The 16,880-nt window shown below is 74.1% G+C and carries 16 protein-coding genes; 6 read left to right on the top strand and 10 right to left on the bottom strand.

What is annotated here, in order from left to right; translation table 11 throughout:
• The first annotated feature begins 68 nt into the window (after positions 1-68).
• A complete protein-coding gene (locus IH61_RS0131025) occupies positions 69-332 on the top strand; it encodes a hypothetical protein (protein WP_031075927.1) in 264 nt (87 codons plus the stop codon).
• 58 nt (positions 333-390) lie between these two features.
• Here IH61_RS0131025 and IH61_RS0131020 read toward each other — a convergent pair whose 3' ends face one another.
• Positions 391-1,239 (bottom strand): isocitrate lyase/PEP mutase family protein, encoded by an 849-nt coding sequence (locus tag IH61_RS0131020; RefSeq protein ID WP_420714009.1) that lies wholly within the window; start codon positions 1,237-1,239, stop codon positions 391-393.
• A 178-nt stretch (positions 1,240-1,417) separates the two neighbouring features.
• Here IH61_RS0131020 and IH61_RS0131015 point away from each other — a divergent pair, with 178 nt between their 5' ends.
• The 3 genes from IH61_RS0131015 to IH61_RS0131005 all read left to right on the top strand — a co-directional run bounded on the left by IH61_RS0131015 (position 1,418) and on the right by IH61_RS0131005 (position 4,752).
• Positions 1,418-2,188, top strand: coding sequence for an NRDE family protein (locus IH61_RS0131015; protein ID WP_199823414.1), 771 nt, complete (start codon positions 1,418-1,420; stop codon positions 2,186-2,188).
• Positions 2,189-2,325: 137 nt separating this feature from the next.
• Positions 2,326-3,243 carry an undecaprenyl-diphosphate phosphatase gene (locus tag IH61_RS0131010; RefSeq protein WP_031075919.1) on the top strand — a complete coding sequence of 306 codons (918 nt, stop codon included), beginning with the start codon at positions 2,326-2,328 and terminating at the stop codon, positions 3,241-3,243.
• A 69-nt stretch (positions 3,244-3,312) separates the two neighbouring features.
• On the top strand, positions 3,313-4,752 hold the full coding sequence (locus IH61_RS0131005) for a PLP-dependent aminotransferase family protein (protein ID WP_031075917.1): 1,440 nt from the start codon (positions 3,313-3,315) through the stop codon (positions 4,750-4,752).
• Between the two features lies 1 nt (position 4,753).
• Here IH61_RS0131005 and IH61_RS0131000 read toward each other — a convergent pair whose 3' ends face one another.
• The 9 genes from IH61_RS0131000 to IH61_RS0130960 all read right to left on the bottom strand — a co-directional run bounded on the left by IH61_RS0131000 (position 4,754) and on the right by IH61_RS0130960 (position 15,358).
• Positions 4,754-4,936, bottom strand: coding sequence for a DUF6126 family protein (locus IH61_RS0131000; RefSeq protein WP_031075916.1), 183 nt, complete (start codon positions 4,934-4,936; stop codon positions 4,754-4,756).
• Positions 4,937-4,974: 38 nt separating this feature from the next.
• The gene (locus tag IH61_RS0130995; RefSeq protein WP_031075915.1) at positions 4,975-5,601 is read right to left on the bottom strand and encodes a helix-turn-helix domain-containing protein; all 627 of its coding nucleotides are present in this window, start codon (positions 5,599-5,601) and stop codon (positions 4,975-4,977) included.
• 77 nt (positions 5,602-5,678) lie between these two features.
• Positions 5,679-7,391 (bottom strand): pyruvate dehydrogenase, encoded by a 1,713-nt coding sequence (locus IH61_RS0130990; RefSeq protein ID WP_031075912.1) that lies wholly within the window; start codon positions 7,389-7,391, stop codon positions 5,679-5,681.
• Positions 7,392-7,549: 158 nt separating this feature from the next.
• Positions 7,550-9,955, bottom strand: coding sequence for a glycoside hydrolase family 65 protein (locus tag IH61_RS0130985; RefSeq protein WP_031075910.1), 2,406 nt, complete (start codon positions 9,953-9,955; stop codon positions 7,550-7,552).
• The gene (locus IH61_RS0130980; protein ID WP_031075908.1) at positions 9,952-10,713 is read right to left on the bottom strand and encodes an HAD family hydrolase; all 762 of its coding nucleotides are present in this window, start codon (positions 10,711-10,713) and stop codon (positions 9,952-9,954) included. The genes IH61_RS0130985 and IH61_RS0130980 overlap by 4 nt, the downstream gene beginning before the upstream one ends.
• 87 nt (positions 10,714-10,800) lie before the next feature.
• A complete protein-coding gene (locus tag IH61_RS0130975; protein ID WP_031075905.1) occupies positions 10,801-11,601 on the bottom strand; it encodes a VOC family protein in 801 nt (266 codons plus the stop codon).
• Between the two features lie 181 nt (positions 11,602-11,782).
• The gene (locus IH61_RS0130970) at positions 11,783-12,232 is read right to left on the bottom strand and encodes a hypothetical protein (RefSeq protein ID WP_051838399.1); all 450 of its coding nucleotides are present in this window, start codon (positions 12,230-12,232) and stop codon (positions 11,783-11,785) included.
• 97 nt (positions 12,233-12,329) lie between these two features.
• Positions 12,330-14,108 (bottom strand): LCP family protein, encoded by a 1,779-nt coding sequence (locus tag IH61_RS0130965; protein WP_078911527.1) that lies wholly within the window; start codon positions 14,106-14,108, stop codon positions 12,330-12,332.
• Between the two features lie 263 nt (positions 14,109-14,371).
• On the bottom strand, positions 14,372-15,358 hold the full coding sequence (locus tag IH61_RS0130960; RefSeq protein ID WP_031075899.1) for a helix-turn-helix transcriptional regulator: 987 nt from the start codon (positions 15,356-15,358) through the stop codon (positions 14,372-14,374).
• Between the two features lie 203 nt (positions 15,359-15,561).
• Between IH61_RS0130960 and IH61_RS0130955 the strand changes: the two genes are divergently transcribed.
• Positions 15,562-16,437 (top strand): hypothetical protein, encoded by an 876-nt coding sequence (locus IH61_RS0130955; RefSeq protein ID WP_031075898.1) that lies wholly within the window; start codon positions 15,562-15,564, stop codon positions 16,435-16,437.
• On the top strand, positions 16,371-16,880 hold a 510-nt coding region (locus IH61_RS0130950), incomplete at its 3' end, for a VOC family protein (RefSeq protein ID WP_031075994.1). The genes IH61_RS0130955 and IH61_RS0130950, both read left to right, overlap by 67 nt.

The raw sequence follows: 16,880 nt of genomic DNA, 5'->3' as shown, positions 1-16,880 counted from the left end.
CGACTCTTCGGGGGTGAGAGTCGGGCCCTCGGGGTTACCTGAGGGCCGCCCGGGTCGTTCGGCAGGGCATGAAGAAACTCGCCACCCTCGCCGCCCTCACCATGGCGGGCCTCGCGCTCGCCGCCCCGGCCGCCTCCGCCGCCGGTCAGACCGCCTCCTCGCCGGACGCCACCGGCGGCCTCACCGACGGCCTGAACGCCTCCCCCGCCGACCTCGCCCTCCAGACGGTCGGCAAGCTCCAGCTCCCCGTGGCCAGCAACACCGCCAACGAGGTGGAGGCCGTCGGCACCAACCAGATGAGCCACCCCGGCCTCAGCGGGCAGATCGGCTGACACCCGGTATGGGCGGCCTGCCGACCCCCGTACGGCCGGCCGCCCACGTCTCACGTCGTCAGTGCTGCTGCGACAGGCTGTTCAGTTCGGGGTAGGTGAGCCCGCCCTCCAGGGCGGTGTACGTGCCCTCGCCGTACAGCTCCTCGGCGGCGCGGCGCACGGCCGCGTACGCGACCTCGGCCAGGCCCGGGCCGAGGCTGATCCGGGCGACGCCGAGCTTCGCCAGCTCCGCCACGGACGGGAAGCCCGGGCCGGCCAGCACGTTCAGCGGGACGGGCACGGCCTCCACCAGGGCGGCGATGGTCGCCGGGTCGGAGACGCCGGGGACGAACACGCCGTCCGCGCCCGCCTCGACGTACGCCCGCAGGCGGCGCACCGTCTCCTCCAGGCGGCCCTCGGGGGCGCCGATCCCGCGCAGGAACACGTCGGTGCGCCCGTTGACGTACGCCGGGACGCCTGCCGCGTCGGCCGCCGCCCGGGCCGCCGCGATGCGCTCGGCGGCCTGCTCGGGCGTGTAGGCGGCGTCCTCCAGGTTGAGGCCGACGGCGCCGGTGGCCAGCAGCGTGGTGACGGTCTCGCCGACCCCGGCGGGGGTGTCGGCGTAGCCGCTCTCGATGTCCGCGGTGACGGGCAGGGCCACCGAGCGGACCACCTGGGCGGTGCGGGCCAGCACCTGGTCGCGGTCGGCGCCGCCGCCGTCCGGGCTGCCGAGCGACCAGGAGACGCTGGCGCTGGCCGTGGCCACCGCCCGGGCGCCCGCGGCGACCACCAGGCGGGCGCTCGCCGCGTCCCAGACGTTCGCCAGGACCAGCGGGTCGCCGGGGCGGTGCAGCTCGCGGAGCAGGCGGGCCTTCTGCTGCTGGGTCTGCTGGCTCTGCGGGGTGCTCTGCTCGGTCGTCATGGTCATCAGCCTAGGAAGCGGGCGGCCCGGAGTTCTGGTGCATTCGGCGGCGGTTTTCCTGGGCCACTTCGCCTCTCCCGGGCCACTTCGCCGCCCTTCCGGTGCGGGAACGTCCGTGCGAGGATCGCGGGGAGGGCGGGGAGGGCGAGACCGAGGGGGCCAAAGGGTCGTGTGTACGGCGTTCGTGAGCATAGAACCGGAGTCCGCGGCGCCGGTGCTGCTGCTCTCCGTCCGGGACGAGTACCTCGGGCGCGCCTGGCAGCCGCCCGGCCCGCACTGGCCCGGACGGCCCGGGCTGGTCGGCGGGCTGGACCTCGCTGCCGGCGGCACCTGGCTGGCCGTCGACCCCGCCACCCGCACCGCCGCGTGCCTGCTCAACGGCTTCGGGCCGCTCGCCCCCGCCGAGGCCCGGCTCTCCCGGGGCGAACTGCCGCTCACCGCCGTCGAGCGCGGCGGGATCGGGCACCTCGACCTCGCCCCGTACGACCCGTTCCACCTCGTGGTCGTCCGGCCGGACGGCGCCCGCGTCACCAGCTGGGGCGGCTCCGGGCGGGCGGAGGAGCGCGAACTGCCCGTCGGGCTCAGCGTGGTGCTCAACGACGGCCTGGAGGGGCGGGCCGCCAACCGGACCACCTCCGAGCGGGTGCGCGCCCTGATGGCCGCCCGCGCCGAGCACTTCCGGGCCCGGCTCACCGCCGCCGCGCGGCCGCAGCCCGGCCCCGGCGGGCCGGCGCAGGAGGCGTGGGGCGCCTGGCTGCCGATCGTGACGGGCGACGGGCTGGCGCTGGACGAGGACGCGGCGCTGATACAGCGGCGGGACTTCGGGGACGGGCGGATCTGGGGCTCCTCCTCGATCTCGCTGCTCGCACTCGGGCCGGATCTGCTGCGCTACGACTTCGCGGCGGCGCCGGTCACGGCGAACGGGGACCCCTGGCAGCGCGTGCCTCCGGGGTAGCCCTTCGGCCCCGGTGTCGCGGGGTCGTACGATCGATGAATTTCTGGCGACGGACCTGCCGAGCGTCTACAGGTCCGTAGTAGCTTCGCGGGGGCCCCCGGATTCGGCGGGCGCAGATTCCCGAGCGAAGGCGTGAGATGTCCACCCTGACCTACCCGGAAGCGATAGGCGTCGGCCTGCTGCAGGGCGTGACGGAACTCTTCCCGGTCTCCAGCCTGGGCCACAGCATCCTGCTCCCCGCCCTGGTGGGCGGGAAGCTGGGGCAGGACCTGGACATGACGGCCGAGGGCTCCTCCTACCTGGCCGCCCTGGTCGCCCTCCACCTGGCCACCGCGCTCGCGCTGGTGGTGTTCTTCCGGCGGGACTGGGTGCGGGTGGTCAGCGGACTCGTCACCTCGATCCGCCACCGCCGGATCCAGACCCGCGACGAGAAGCTCACCTGGCTGCTGATCATCTCCACCATCCCGGTCGGCGTCGCGGGCCTCGTCCTGGAGAAGGCCCTGCGCCACGCCCTCGGCAAGCCCGTCCCGGCCGCCGTCTTCCTCGCCCTCAACGGGCTGGTCCTCCTCGGCGCCGAACGCCTCAAGCGCGGCGGCAACGGCCGCCGCCGGGCCGGCCACGCGGCCCCCGTCGACGAGCCCGGGGTGGACCCGGCGATCGCCTCCGACATCCGGCTGACCAAGCTCAGCTTCGTCCAGGGCGCCTGGATCGGCGCCGCCCAGATCCTGGCCCTCTTCCCGGGCATCTCCCGCTCCGGCGTCACCATGAGCGCCGGCATCCTGCGCGGCCTCCACCACGAGGACGCCGCCCGCTTCTCCTTCCTCCTCGCCACCCCGGTCATCCTGGCCGCCTCGGCCCTCAAGGTCCCCGAACTCTTCAAGCCCGAGAACTCCTCCGTCCTCGGCCCCGTCGCCGCCGGCAGCGTCGCCGCCTTCGTCGCCGGCTACATCTCCGTCCGCTTTCTCACCAAGTACTTCGAGACCCGCAGCCTCACCCCCTTCGCCGTCTACTGCTTCCTCGCCGGCCTCGGCAGCGCGATCTACCTCTCCGTCTGACCCCACCCCCGGCAGCGCCCGGCCCGCCGACGGCCCGGGCGCTGCCGCGTCGTCGGGGAGAATGGGAGCGTGAGCGGGACTTGGACCAGTTTCGGCGGCGATCTGCATCTGGACCTCACCGAGCGGCGGGCCGGTGGGGTGGGGTTGAGGGCGGCGCTGGAGGACGCGCTGCGTGAGGCGGTGCAGGACGGGCGGTTGGCGCCCGGGACACGGCTGCCGTCCTCGCGGGCCCTGGGGGAGGACCTGGGGATCGCCAGGAACACCGTGGTGGAGGCGTACGGGCAGTTGACCGCCGAGGGGTGGCTGAGCTCGCGGCAGGGGTCGGGCACCATCGTCACGGAGCGCTCCGTGCACTGCGAGGAGGTCAGGCACTCCGCCGTCCGGCCGGGAGCGCAGCGGCGCAGCGTGCGGCACGACCTGATGTCCGGCAGCCCGGACCTGTCCACGTTCCCCCGCACCGCCTGGCTCGCCGCCGCCCGCCGGGCGCTGGCCACCGCCCCGCACGAGGCGTTCGGCTACGGCAGCCCGATGGGCCGCATCGAGCTGCGGGAGGCGCTCACCCGCTACCTGGCCCGCGTCCGGGGCGTGCGCACCGACCCGGACCACCTGCTGATCTGCACCGGCGTCTCCCAGGGCTTCGGCCTGCTCTGCGCCGCGCTGCGCGAGCGCGGCGTCCGGACGCTGGCGGTGGAGGAGTACGGGCTGCAGTCCCAGCACGCCGCGGCCCGGGCGGCCGGGCTGGCCGTGCGCCCGCTGCCGCTGGACTGCGACGGCGCCCGGACGGAGGGCCTCCACGAGGGCGACGGCGCCGTGCTGCTCACCCCGGCGCACCAGTACCCGACCGGTGCCGCCCTGTCCGCCGAGCGCCGGGCGGCGGCGGTGGGGTGGGCGCGCGCACGGAACGGGTACATCGTCGAGGACGACTACGACGGCGAGTTCCGCTTCGACCGCCAGCCGCTGGGCGCGATGCAGGCCCTCGACCCGGCGCGGGTGGTGTACGCGGGCACGGCCGCCAAGAGCCTGGCGCCGGGCCTGCGGCTGGCCTGGCTGGCGCTGCCGGACGAACTGGTGGAACCGGTGGCCCGGTTGAAGACGCGGGCGGACACGATGTCCCCGGTGCTGGACCAGCTGACACTGGCCGAGCTGATCACCTCCGGGACGTACGACCGGCACGTGCGGCGCTGCCGGCTGCACTACCGGCGGCGCCGCGACCGGCTGGTCGCGGCGCTGGCCGAGCACGCCCCGCACGTACGGGTGACCGGGATCGCCGCCGGTCTGCACGTGGTGATCCGGCTGCCCGCCGACTCGGTGACGGAGGCCGAGCTGACGGCCCGCGCCGAGGCGGCGGGGCTGGGGCTCTCGGGCCTCGACTGGCACCGGGCCGAGGCCGGCGGGGAGCCGGACCCGGAGCCGGGCCTGGTGATCGGGTACGCGACCCCGCCGGAGCACGCCTTCCCGGCGGCCCTGGGGGCGCTCTGCGAGCTACTCCGGTCGACCCGGGGCGCGTGAACTACCGGTTGCGGCTGCCCAGTTCGAACAGCAGCATGATGAAGCCGGCGAAGACGTGGATGCCCGCGGTGTAGATCACCAGGCGGAGGTAGACGCGCTTGTTGGCCCACTTGCCGGCGTCCATGGTCTTCGGACCGGCGGGGGTGTCGGGGTTGAGGGCATGGGTGGTGGTGGGATCGGCCATCGTGATCTCCTCCGAGGGGTTCCGACGGTGCGTCGGTTTCAGTGGCCGGCGGAGGGCCCGCCGCCCAGGCAGAGCTCACCGCCGGGGCTCTGCAGCAGGGTGTGGATGAAGAGCAGCTCGACGCCGTCCTCCGACTCGGCGGCGAGGCAGTGCGGCGTGAGCGAGTCGTAGTGGGCGGAGTCGCCCGGGCCGAGGTGGTGGACGCGCTCGCCGAGGGTCACGCGCAGCGCCCCCCGCAGGACGTACAGCCACTCCTCGCCGGGGTGCACCCGGACCACCGCGTCCTGGACGCCCGGCGGCACGTGCACGTGGAGCGCCTGCATGGCCCGCCCGGGGGCGCCGGCCCTGCGGTAGCCCCAGCCGCCCGCGCGGCCGGGTTCGACGGCGCCGCCGCGCACGATCGGGTCCGGCTCGGCCACGGTCTCGCCGAGCAGCCCGGAGACGGAGGTGCCGTAGGCGCGCGCCAGGCCCAGCAGGACGGGCAGGGAGGGCTGGCGCCGTCCGGTCTCCAGCCGGGACAGATAGGCTGGGGAGAGCCCGACCCGGGCCGCCGCGACCTCCAGGGTCAGGCGGCTGCCGAGCCGGTGCTCGCGCAGCCGGGCCGCGAGGCCGGCGACCTCCTGGTCGTCGTTCGGGCCGTCTGCGCCGGTGGGGCTGGTGGTCATGTGACCAGTGGACACCCGTCCTGCCTGGCAGGCAAGAAAATTGCCTCAGGGGCAAACCGGGCGGGAACCGGGCTTCTCTACGGCCTCGGGATGTTGCGCAGGTTGCTGCGCGCCAGGTCGACCATCCGCCCGACCCCTCCGGAGAGCACCGTCCTGCCCGCCGCCAGCGCGAAGCCCTTGAGCTGGGCGGCGGTGATCCTCGGCGGGATGGAGAGCGCGTTGGGGTCGGTCACCACGTCCACCAGCGCGGGCCCCGGCCGCTCCAGGGCCTCCGCCAGCACCTCCCGCACCCGGGCGGGCTCGGTGACCCGCTTGGCCGGGATGCCCATCGCCCGGGCGATGCCCGCGTAGTCCACGTCCCCGTTGTCGATCTCGGACTCCGGGTAGCCGGAGACCAGCATCTCCAGCTTGATCATGCCGAGCGCGCCGTTGTTGAACACCACCGTCTTCACCGGCAGCCGGTACTTCACCACGGTGAGCAGTTCGCCGAGCAGCATGCCGATCCCGCCGTCGCCCGCCATGGCGATCACCTGCCGCCCCGGGCAGGCCAGTTGGGCGCCGATGGCGTGCGGGAGGGCGTTGGCCATCGAGCCGTGGAGGAAGGAGCCGATCACCCGGCGGCGGCCGTTGGGCGTCAGGTAGCGGGCGGCCCAGACGTTGTTCATGCCGGTGTCGACGGTGAACACCGCGTCCTCGGCCGCGACCTCGTCCAGCACCGAGGCGACGTACTCGGGGTGGATCGGCAGGTGCTTGTCGATGCCCTTGGTGTACGCGCCGACGACGTCCTCCAGCGCCCTGCAGTGCTTGCGCAGCATGCCGTCCAGGAAGGAGCGGTCCTTCTGCTCGTCCAGCAGCGGCAGGACGGCCCGCAGGGTGGCCGCCACGTCCCCGTGCACGGCCAGCTCCAGGGCCGTGCGCCGGCCCAGCCTGGTCGCGTCGTGGTCGACCTGGACGGTGCGGGCCTGCGGCAGGAAGGAGTCGTACGGGAAGTCGGTGCCGAGCATCACCAGCACGTCGGCCTCGTGCAGCGCCTCGTGGCAGGCGCCGTAGCCGAGCAGGCCGCTCATGCCGACGTCGTACGGGTTGTCGAACTGGATCCACTCCTTGCCGCGCAGCGAGTGCCCGACCGGCGCGCCCAGCACCCGGGCCAGCTCCATCACCTCGGTGTGGGCGCCGCGCACCCCGGCGCCGCAGAAGAGGGCGACCCTGCGGGCGCCGTTCAGCAGCCGGGCCAGCTCCTGCACCTGGGACCAGGGCGGGGCGGCCACCGCCTGCTCGGTCAGGAAGTGGCTCGATCCCGTCGGCCCGGCGGCGGGCAGCGCGGCGACGTCCCCGGGGAAGGCGAGCACCGAGACGCCGTGCGAGCCCAGCGCGTGCTGGATCGCGACCCGCAGCAGCCGGGGCAGCTGGGCGGGGGCGGAGAGCATCTCGCACCAGGAGCTGCAGTCGGTGAACACCCGCTCGGGGTGGGTCTCCTGGAAGAAGCCGGTGCCGATCTGGCCGGAGGGGATGTGCGAGGCGAGGGCGAGGACGGGCAGGCCGCTGCGCTGGGCGTCGTACAGGCCCTGGATCAGGTGGGTGTTGCCGGGACCGCAGGAGCCGGCGCACACCGCCAGGCGCCCGCTCAGCTCAGCCTCGGCAGCGGCCGCGAAGGCGCCCGCCTCCTCGTTGCGCACATGCACCCAGCTGATGCCCTCGGCGCGGCGGATCGCGTCGACGACCGGGTTGAGGCTGTCGCCGACCACGCCGTAGACCCGCTCCACCCCGGCCTGCCGGAGGACCTCCACCATCTGTTCGGCCACGCTCGCCACGGGAGTTCTCCTTCACCTGGCGCCGGTTGCCACAGGACGTGACCACCCTCCGGCGCCCCGGCCCGCCCCGCACCCGGGGCGGGCCAGGTGAGTTACCCGGCCCACCCGTCCTACCTTGGCCACCTGGCCTACCCCGGCTACTCTGCGGCCAGGTGGTCCTGCTGGCCGAGCTTGCCCGCCGCCAGGCCCGCCTGCGGCAGGCGGCGGGCGGGCTCGCGCCCGGGCGGCTGGGCGCAGCGCTCCTGGGCGGGCGGGACCGTGGTGGGCAGGGTGACCGGCTCACCCGCCTTGACCTGCACCATCTCCCCGTCGTGCCGCAGGTGGATCACCTCGCCGCGGCGCAGCGTGTACGTGGTGCCCTCGTGGCCGATCCGCACGCCCAGCAGCTGTCCGCGCACCATCAGCGAGAAGCCGAGCCCGGTCAGCCCTGCCGGCAGCCGGGGCCGGAAGGACAGCGTGTCGCTGTGGTCGCGCAGCCCGCCGAAGCCGGCGACCAGGGCGATGCAGGCCCCGGCGAGCGAGGCCATGTGCAGGCCGTCGCGGGTGTTGCCGCCGAGGTCGTGCAGGTCCATCAGGGCGGCTTCGGCGGTGTAGTCGTACGCGAGGTCCAGCTGGCCGACCTCGGCGGCGATCACCGCCTGGGTGCAGGCGGAGAGCGAGGAGTCCCGGACGGTCAGGCGCTCGTAGTAGGCGAAGTTGCGGGCCTTCTGCTCGTCGGTGAAGGCGTCGCCGCGCACCTGCATGGCGAGCACCAGGTCGGCCTGCTTGACGACCTGCTTGCGGTACAGGTCGAAGTACGGGTAGTGCAGCAGCAGCGGGTACTTCTCGGGCGGGGTGCCCTCGAAGTCCCAGACCTGGTGGTGGGTGAAGCCGTCGGCCTGCGGGTGCACGCCTCGGTCGGCGTCGTAGGGCAGGTACATCGCGGCGGCCGCGTCGCGCCAGGCGGCGGTCTCCTCGGTGTCGACGCCGAGGGCGGCGGCCGCGTCGGGGTGGTGCACGGCCGCTTCGGCGGCGGCGCGCAGGTTCGTCTGCGCCATGAGGTTGGTGTAGACGTTGTTGTCGGCGACGGCGCTGTACTCGTCGGGGCCGGTGACGCCCTCGATGCGGAACTTGCCGGCGGTGTCGTGGTGGCCGAGCGAGCGCCACATCCGGGCGGTCTCGACGAGGAGTTCGAGGCCGTACTCGCGCTCGAACTCCACGTCCCCGGTGGCCCGGACGTAGCGGACCACGGCGGCGGCGATGTCGGCACCGATGTGGAAGGCGGCGGTTCCGGCCGGCCAGTACCCGGAGCACTCCTCGCCGCGGATCGTCCGCCAGGGGAACACCGCGCCGGCCAGGCCGAGTTGGGACGCCCGTTCACGGGCCAGCGGCAGGGTGGTGTGCCGCCAGCGCAGGGCCTGGTTGACGGCGCCGGGCAGGCAGTAGGTGAGCACCGGCAGGACGAAGGTCTCGGTGTCCCAGAAGCTGTGGCCGTCGTAGCCCGGGCCGGTCAACCCCTTGGCGGGGATGGCGCGTTCCTCGCTGCGGGCGCCCGCCTGCAGGACGTGGAAGACGGCGAACCGGACGGCCTGCTGGAGTTCGACGTCGCCGTCGATCTCGATGTCGCTGGTCGCCCAGAACTCCTGGAGGAAATCGGTCTGTTCGGCGACCAGGCCCTCCCAGCCGGTGTACCGGGCGGCGGTCAGCGCCGCCTCCACCTGGTCCCGGACGGCGGGCAGCGAGCGGGCGCCGGACCAGCCGTAGGCCGTGAACTTGACCAGCCGCAGCTTCTGTTCGGGCTGGAGCACGGTGGTGACGGAGATCCGGCAGTGGTCGGTCTCGGCCTCGGCGACGACGTCGTACCGCTCCGGGCCCTCGATGACGTGGTCCATCCCGGCGGCGACCCGGATGCCGCTGTAGCGGGTGCGGTGCACCAGCACCGCCTTCGCCCCGCTCGCGTGGTGCGCCTCGGCCTGCAGCGGGGCCTCCAGCACGGCGGCGGCCCGAGGGTCCCCCTCCGGGCCGCCGGGCAGCTGCTCGTTGGCCACCAGCTCGGACTGCAGCACGATGCGCGCCGGGGCGTCCACCGCCTCCACGGTGTACTCGACGGCGGCCACGGCGCGCTGGGTGAGCGAGACCAGGCGGCTGGAGCGCACCCGGATCGTCCGCCCGGCCGGGGAGGTCCACTCGGCCTCGCGGTGGAGCAGGCCCTCGCGGAAGTCCAACCAGCGCTTGTGGCTGACGAGTTCGCCGTAGCGCAGGTCGAAGGGCTCGTCGTCGACCAGCAGCCGGATGATCTTGCCGTTGGTGACGTTGATGATGCTCTGGCTGGACTCCGGGTACCCGTAGCCGCCCTCGCCGTACGGCAGCGGGCGCAGCTCGAAGACGCCGTTGAGGTAGGTGCCCGGCAGTCCGTGCGGCTCGCCCTCGTCGAGGTTGGCGCGCAGGCCCACGTGCCCGTTGGAGAGCGCGAACAGGGACTCGGAGCGGGCCAGGGCGTTGAGGTCCAGGCCGTGTTCGGTGATCTGCCAGGGGTCGATGGTGAAGTTGTCGGACGGGCTCATGCTTCGTCTCCCCGCTCTTCGTCGACCAGGAGTTCGGCCAGGTCGTCGACGACCACCGTGGCGCCGTCGCGGCGCAGTTCGGCGGCCTGGCCGGTGCGGTTCACCCCGACCACCGTGCCGAAGCCCCCCGCCCGGCCGGAGGCGACGCCCGCCAGGGCGTCCTCGAAGACGGCGGCGTGCGCGGGCTCCACGCCGAGCGCGCGGGCCGCGTACAGGTAGGTGTCCGGCGCGGGTTTGCCCGGCAGTTGCTCGCGGGCGGAGACGAGGCCGTCCACGATCACGTCGAACAGCTCCTCGATGCCCGCCGAGCGCAGCACGTCCCGGCAGTTGGCGCTGGAGGAGACCACGGCGGCCGGCAGGCCCAGCGCGCGCAGCCGGTGCACGTAGGCGACGGAGCCCTCGTACGGCTGCACGCCCTGGTCGTGGATGAGCTTCAGCACGGCCTCGTTCTTGGCGCGACTGATGCCCTGCACCGTGCGGGAGTTGGGCGGGTCCTCGGGGGTGCCCTCGGGCAGGTCGATGCCCCGGCTGTGCAGGAAGGCCCGGGTGCCGTCCAGGCGCGGGCGGCCGTCCACGTACACGTCGTAGTCGGTGACGGCGTCGAAGGGGACGAACTGCCCGCCGGTGCGGGCGGCTTCGGCGCGCAGGAAGGCGTCGAAGGTGTCCTTCCAGGCCGCGGCGTGCACCTTCGCGGTCTGGGTGAGCACCCCGTCGAGGTCGAAGAGGAAAGCGCGGATGTCGTCCGGTAGCCCCAGCATGGGTGCAGTCTTACCCGGGGAGCGCGGCGAAGCCGCCCATTCCCGGCGGCGCGTCGCGGGAAGGGCGGCTTCCGGTCACCGTCGGGCTCAGGCGGAGTCGGGCAGCTGCGCCTCGGGGGCCTGGATGACGGCGAACAGGGCGCCCTGCGGGTCCCGGACGACGGCCATCCGGCCGGACTGCATGTCGAAGGGCGGCTGGACGACCGAGCCGCCCGCCTTGACCAGGGCGTCCACGGTGGAGTCGGTGTCGTCCACCGAGAAGTACGTCATCCAGTGCGAGGGCGTGCCGCCCGCCAGGTAGCCGGGGACGGCCTGCATGCCGCCCACCGTGCGGTCGCCGACGTTGAGGGAGAAGTAGCCGTCCATGCCCTGGATGGTGGCCGGGCGCAGGCCCAGCGCCTTGTGGCAGAAGCGGCCGGCGGCCTCGGTGTCGGCGGTGTTCAGCTCGTTCCAGACCAGCGCTCCCGGCTCGTTGACGACGCCCGCGCCGATGAAGTCCATGGCCTGCCAGACGCCGAACACCGCGCCGGTCGGGTCGGCGGCGACCAGCATCCGGCCGATCGTGCCGACGTCCATCGGCTCGTACAGGACGGTGCCCCCGGCGCCGGTGATCGCCGAGGAGGTCGCGTCGGCGTCGTCCGAGGCCAGGTACGTCGTCCATCCGACGGGCGGCAGCGGCTGCCCCTCGGGCGCGGACCGCGCCATGATCCCGGCGACCGGGCGGCCGTTCAGCGTGCACACGGCGTAGCCGCCGAACTCGGCCGGGCCGACCTCGCCCTGCCAGCCGAACAGGTCGCGGTAGAAGTCGAGCGCGGCCTGCTGGTCGCTCGCCATCAGGTCGATCCAGCAGGGGGTGCCGGGCTGGTACGGATCGGTGACTACGGGCATTGCGGGGCCTCCCGGAGGCGGTGGTGGCCGGCTGTGGCGGGGTCGGGCGGGCCGCGGGCCGGGCCCCGGCCCGCACACCCGTCGCGCGGACGGCGGTACACCGCCCACCTTCGGCCCGCCGCCGCGATCCCGCCACCGGACGGCGCCCTGCGGGCGAAGGGGGGCGCCCGGAGGACACGCCCTACGCGGGGTCGTGGCGGCGGGTGGTGACGAAGTACGGCTGCTTCTCGCCGCTCTGCGCGTAGTCCTTGAGCCGGACCACCAGCTCCGCCCAGGTGCCCGCCACCGCCGGGACGCCCTGCTCGCTGCCCGGCTGCCAGCCGCCGTGGCGCAGCAGCAGGACGGTGCGCTCGGGGGCGCCGGGCTGCTCGGCGAGGTCCCAGCTGATCCAGGTGCCGGCCCACTGCGGCGGGAAGACGCCCGCGTTGGACCACACCACCTTGTCGGTGTCGGCCCGCTGGACGCGCAGCCGGTACGGCTCGGGGGCGCCGGGGAGGGTGAGGAGCAGGACGTCGCCCTCGCGGTCCACGGCGTCCGTCCACCAGCCGGTCAGGCCGTCGTGGGTGGTGAGCGCGGCGAGGACGACGGCGCGCTGGGCGGCGACGTCGAGCTGAAGGGCGATCTCGGGCATGGGCCCGCCTTTCGGTGCCGTGGTGGCCCCCTCCGTCAGGGCCACCATGGCACGGACCCCGGGGGCACGCGCCCCGGGGCCCTCACGCCCCCGCGGCTCAGCCGCCGCTGCCGTACGAGGTGTTGGCGCAGATGTCGTCGTCGGCCGAGCGGACGTCGTTGGTGACGCTGGTCGGCAGCGGCTGCGGGGCGCCGGCCGGGGCGCCCGGGGCGGGCGTGGCCGCGCCGCCGGAGGCGCCCGCCATGCCGCTGGCCGCGGCGAAGTCCTGGCCGACGATGACGTTCACTCCCCGCCCGCCGCCGGAGCTGACGGTGGCGCCCGGGAACAGCGCGGCGACCTTGTCGGCGTTGGCCTTCTGCCCGGAGCCGTACTCGACCACGGTGGTCTTGTACTTGGTGTTGGGCCCCTGCCCGGCCGTCGTGGCGGTGAACTTGGCGCCCTTGAGCAGTTCCGTCGCCTTGCCGGCCAGGCCGTTGTTCATCGTGCCGTTGTAGACCGCGACCTTGATCGAGGCGTTGGCGGTGTCCGCCGCCGGGGCGGCCGGGGTGGTGGGCTGCGGGGCGGGGGCGTTGGTGGCGGGGGCGTCGGGCTGCTGGCCGGTGGCGTTCTGGCCGTCGACGGTCTGGTCGGCCTTGAGGGTCTCCCAGAGCTTCTCGGCGTCGGGGTGGACGAGGTCGAGGTCCTGGTCCTGGGTGCGGTAGCGCCAGGGCGCCGTCACGAACTTGAGCTCGTGCATGTCGATGTTGCGCAGCGACATGCCGAAGGAGATCAGCTTGTCCGCGGAGTCCAGGCCGGGGTCGACGGTCAGGGACTTGGTGGCGGCGTCGGCCAGCGGCAGGAGGTTGGTGGGGCTGAGCCCGTCCTTCTTGGCCTTGCTGGCGAACGAGCTGAGGAACGCCTGCTGGCGCTTCATCCGGCCGATGTCCGAGCCGTCGCCGATGCCGTGGCGCAGCCGGACGTAGTCCAGCGCCTTCTGGCCCTCGACGGTCTGCTTGCCCTGCGGCAGGACCAGCGCGCCCTTCTTGGTCAGCTTGGGGTTGATGTCCCCCTCGTAGATCGGCTTCGGCAGGCAGACGTCCACGCCGCCGATGGCCTTGGTCATCGAGGCGAAGCCGTTGAAGTCGATCACGATGGTGTGGTCGACCCGGATGCCGGTGATCTTCTCGACGGTGTTCTGGGTGCAGGCGGGGTTGCCGTCGTCGCTGCCGCCCAGCGAGAAGGCCGAGTTGAAGAGGTCGACGCCGCCGCCCTTGGTCCACTTGCCGTTGGGCAGCTTGCAGGACGGGATCGGGACCTTCGCGTTGCGCGGGATCGAGATGCCCACGGCGTGCTTGTGGTCGGCGTAGACGTGCAGCAGGATCGTGGTGTCCGAGCGGGCGCCGCCGTCCTCGCCGCCGCCGAGGTCGGCGTTGTTCTTGCCGCGGCTGTCGGAGCCGATCAGCAGGAGGTTGACCGGCTTGTTGCCGTCCGCGTCGGCCTTGGCCTCCGGCGGGCGGTCGGTGGCTATCGCGTCCGCGTCGAAGGACTTGATGTTGGCGTTGAGCTTGAGGTAGATCGCTCCGCCCGCGCCCGCGATCAGCACCAGCACGCCGGCGGCCGACCAGGCGACGATCTTCTTCACGTTCTTCTTGGGCTTGCCGCCGCGGCGGGCCGCCGCGCGTCCGCCGGCCCTGCCGTCCTTGTCGCCGCCCTTGTCGCCGTCCGTCGGGCCGCTGCCGCTGCCGCTCCTGTCGCCGCCCTTGCCCTGGGCGGCCCTGCGGGCCTCGGCGCGGCCGCCGGTGCGCGGTGGCGGCACGGCTCCGCCGCCCCCGGTCGAGACCGCGCCGGAGGAGGCGTCCTCGCCCTGGGTCGGGCCTTCGCCCCACTCACCTGACATGCGCGTACCTTTCACCGACGGAAGCGACGCCCCGGACGATCTGGCGCACCGCACACTTGGATGACGACCCGACCACCGCCCCGGGTTGCACGGACGGTCGCCCGGACGAACCGACGAGCGTGACTTCCGATCATATTTAGGGCCACTGCGGTCACGAACCTCCGGTGTACCGACAACCCCCGCGGACAGCTCCGGACACCCTGGCAGAACGGTCGAAAACGGTCGATTCCGGCGTGACCCACACCACTTGGGCGCCGGGCCCCTCAGAGCCAGCCGCGACGGCCCGCGAGCAGACCCGCCTCGAAGCGGCTGCGGGCGCCCAGGCGGTCCATGAGATCGGCCATCATCCGGCGGGCCGTCCGCAGCGAGAGGCCCAGCCGCTTGCTCGCCATCTCGTCCGTGAACCCCTGGCCGAGCAGCCGCAGCAGCTCCTGCTCCTGCCCGGTCAGCCCCTGCTCGTCGCGCCGGGGCGGGGCGCCGAACGGCTTCGCGTCCGCCCAGGTCTGCTCGAACAGCGACACCAGGGCCGTGATCACCCCCGGGGCGCTGAGCAGGATCGCGCCCCGGCGGGTGTCCGCCGGGTCCATCGGCACGAACGCCCGCTTCCGGTCGAAGACCAGCATCCGCAGCGGCAGCGCGGGCACTGAGCGGATCTGGCAGCCCAGCCCCGTCAGCCACTCGGCGTGCCGCACCAGCGGGCGGTACTTGCGGGCGGCGTCCAGGTAGATCGTGCGCATCTCCACGCCCCTGGTCAGCAGCTCCTCGTTGCCCGCGCGGCTCGCCTCCAGCGAGGTCGGGGGCCGGACACCGTCCGGGGCGAACGTGAGCAACTCCTCACGGACCCCGCTGATCACCTGGTCCATCCGGGCGTGCACCGTCGCGATGCCCACCAGGCGCTCCATGTGGGCGCTCTCGTCCGCCGACTCGTCCCGGTACTCGGCGAGCAGGTCGGTGATCGCGGCCTGGCGCCGCTCGAACTCCTCCAGACTGCGCTGCTGCGCCGACTCGATGTGCCGGAGCAGCGCGGGCAGCCCCACCCTCGGGTCCACCGGCCGCAGGCCCCCGGGCGCCTCGCCCGCCAGGCCGTCCGACGGGATCAGCAGCCGCAGGCCCTCCAACCGGTCGAGCGCGGCGCGCACCCGCTCCTCGGACAGGCCCAGCGCGGCGGCGATGTCGGGCGCACCGATCCGGTGCTCCGTCAGCATCAGCCGGTAGACGTCCTGCGCCGCATCGTCGATCTCGGGCACCATCGGCCCACCCCTCCCGCGACCTCGTCCCCGTTCCCGTCCCCGTTCCCCGCCTGACGCCGGGCGAGTCGGCCGCTCGATCATGCCAGCCGTGGCACCAAGCTGCCAGCGCGATCTTCCTGCCGTCCGGAAACCCTTCCGAAGGCCCGGGGCCTGCAGCAGACTTCCGGGCGTCGGACAGCAGAACGCGCACGTCAGGAGGGGAAGTGCCGGACACCGAACCGATCGTGCTGGACTTCTTCGGCCTCGGGATCGGTCTCACCGGGGCCGACCGCGAGGAGATCGCCTTCCGGTTCGGGCCGCACCTTCGGCGCAGCGGCGGCGACACCCCGCGGCTGCTCGTGGAGATCCGCCGGGGCGGCGCCGAACCGGACTTCCTCGTACGGCGCGCGGACGGCACCCCCCTGCTGCGGCGGGCCTTCCGTGACTGGGGCAACCTGCCGCCGGCCGTACCGCCCTTCGCCGCCCTCCGGGACCGGTACTGCCTGACACCCGCCGTGGTGCTGGCCCGGCACGGCCGGTCCGTCGCACTGCTCGGCGGGCCGTACGGGGAGCAGGCCAACGTGGCGGCGGCGCTCGCGCGGCGCGGCTGGGCGTTCGTCTCCGGGCGGCTGCTCGTCCTCGACCGCCGCACCGGCCATCCGCTGCCCTACCTCGCACCGCTGGAGGCCCGGGGGGCCGCGGCCGCCTGGCTGCGCGGGGCCGGGCTGCCCGAAGGCGCCTGGCGCACCGTCGAGCCGCCGGGGGGCGGCGCCGAGGTGCTGCAGGTACGGCCGGAGGGCCTCGGCCCCGTCGTCCCCCTCCACGCCCGACCGGGGCCGCCCACCCTGGTGCGGCTCTGCCGCGCCGCCGAGGAGGAGGTACGGCTGACACCCGGCGAGTACACCACCCGCCTCTGGCCCGCCGACGCCGCCGACGCCCTCGCCGGGGCACCCGCCCTCCGTCTCCACCTGCCCGACGTGGGCTGGGCCGAGGAGGCGGCCGGGCTGATCGACCACGCCATGACGGAGGAACCGTGCCCCGACGTACCCGCAGTCCCCACGGCACGCCGTGCTGGGTTGACTGCATCACTCCCGATCTGAGCGGCAGCCGGGCGTTCTACTCGGCGCTGCTGGACTGGGAGTTCGTCACCGAATCACCCGGCTACCATCTCGCCGTGCTGCGCGGCCGGGCCGTCTGCGGCTTCGGCGCGGCCCCGGCGGGCCTGCCGCCCCGGGCCGCGTGGAACGTCTACCTGGCGACGGACGACGCCGACCTCACCTGCGAACGGGTGTGGCACCAGGGCGGGCGGGTCGTGATGCCGCCGGTCCCCGCCGGGGCGGGCCGACTCCTCCTGGCCGTCGACGCGCTGGGGGCGACGGTCGGTTTCTGGGAGGGCGAACGGGCCGTGGGGGGTGTCCTCGTGGACGAGCCCGGCGCCCTCTGCGGGCACGAGCTGCGGGTGCAGGCGGCGGGGTGCGCGGAGGCGTTCTACGGGGAGCTGTTCGGTGGGCTGGTCGGCTCGGGCGGGGGCGGGGGCTGGGGC

It is taken from the genome of Streptomyces sp. NRRL WC-3742 (genome assembly GCF_000720635.1).
Lineage (GTDB): Bacteria > Actinomycetota > Actinomycetes > Streptomycetales > Streptomycetaceae > Kitasatospora.
The sequence above is the reverse complement of the archived record's forward strand: the minus strand, read 5'-3'. Positions and strand labels throughout refer to the sequence as shown.

Coding starts and splice junctions, on each gene's coding strand:
- IH61_RS0131025 (WP_031075927.1), top strand. CDS start 69: ATGAAGAAACTCGCCACCCTCGCCGCCCTCACCATGGCGGGCCTCGCG.
- IH61_RS0131020 (WP_420714009.1), bottom strand. CDS start 1,239: ATGACCATGACGACCGAGCAGAGCACCCCGCAGAGCCAGCAGACCCAG.
- IH61_RS0131010 (WP_031075919.1), top strand. CDS start 2,326: ATGTCCACCCTGACCTACCCGGAAGCGATAGGCGTCGGCCTGCTGCAG.
- IH61_RS0131000 (WP_031075916.1), bottom strand. CDS start 4,936: ATGGCCGATCCCACCACCACCCATGCCCTCAACCCCGACACCCCCGCC.
- IH61_RS0130995 (WP_031075915.1), bottom strand. CDS start 5,601: ATGACCACCAGCCCCACCGGCGCAGACGGCCCGAACGACGACCAGGAG.
- IH61_RS0130990 (WP_031075912.1), bottom strand. CDS start 7,391: ATGGTGGAGGTCCTCCGGCAGGCCGGGGTGGAGCGGGTCTACGGCGTG.
- IH61_RS0130985 (WP_031075910.1), bottom strand. CDS start 9,955: ATGAGCCCGTCCGACAACTTCACCATCGACCCCTGGCAGATCACCGAA.
- IH61_RS0130980 (WP_031075908.1), bottom strand. CDS start 10,713: ATGCTGGGGCTACCGGACGACATCCGCGCTTTCCTCTTCGACCTCGAC.
- IH61_RS0130975 (WP_031075905.1), bottom strand. CDS start 11,601: ATGCCCGTAGTCACCGATCCGTACCAGCCCGGCACCCCCTGCTGGATC.
- IH61_RS0130970 (WP_051838399.1), bottom strand. CDS start 12,232: ATGCCCGAGATCGCCCTTCAGCTCGACGTCGCCGCCCAGCGCGCCGTC.
- IH61_RS0130965 (WP_078911527.1), bottom strand. CDS start 14,108: ATGTCAGGTGAGTGGGGCGAAGGCCCGACCCAGGGCGAGGACGCCTCC.
- IH61_RS0130960 (WP_031075899.1), bottom strand. CDS start 15,358: ATGGTGCCCGAGATCGACGATGCGGCGCAGGACGTCTACCGGCTGATG.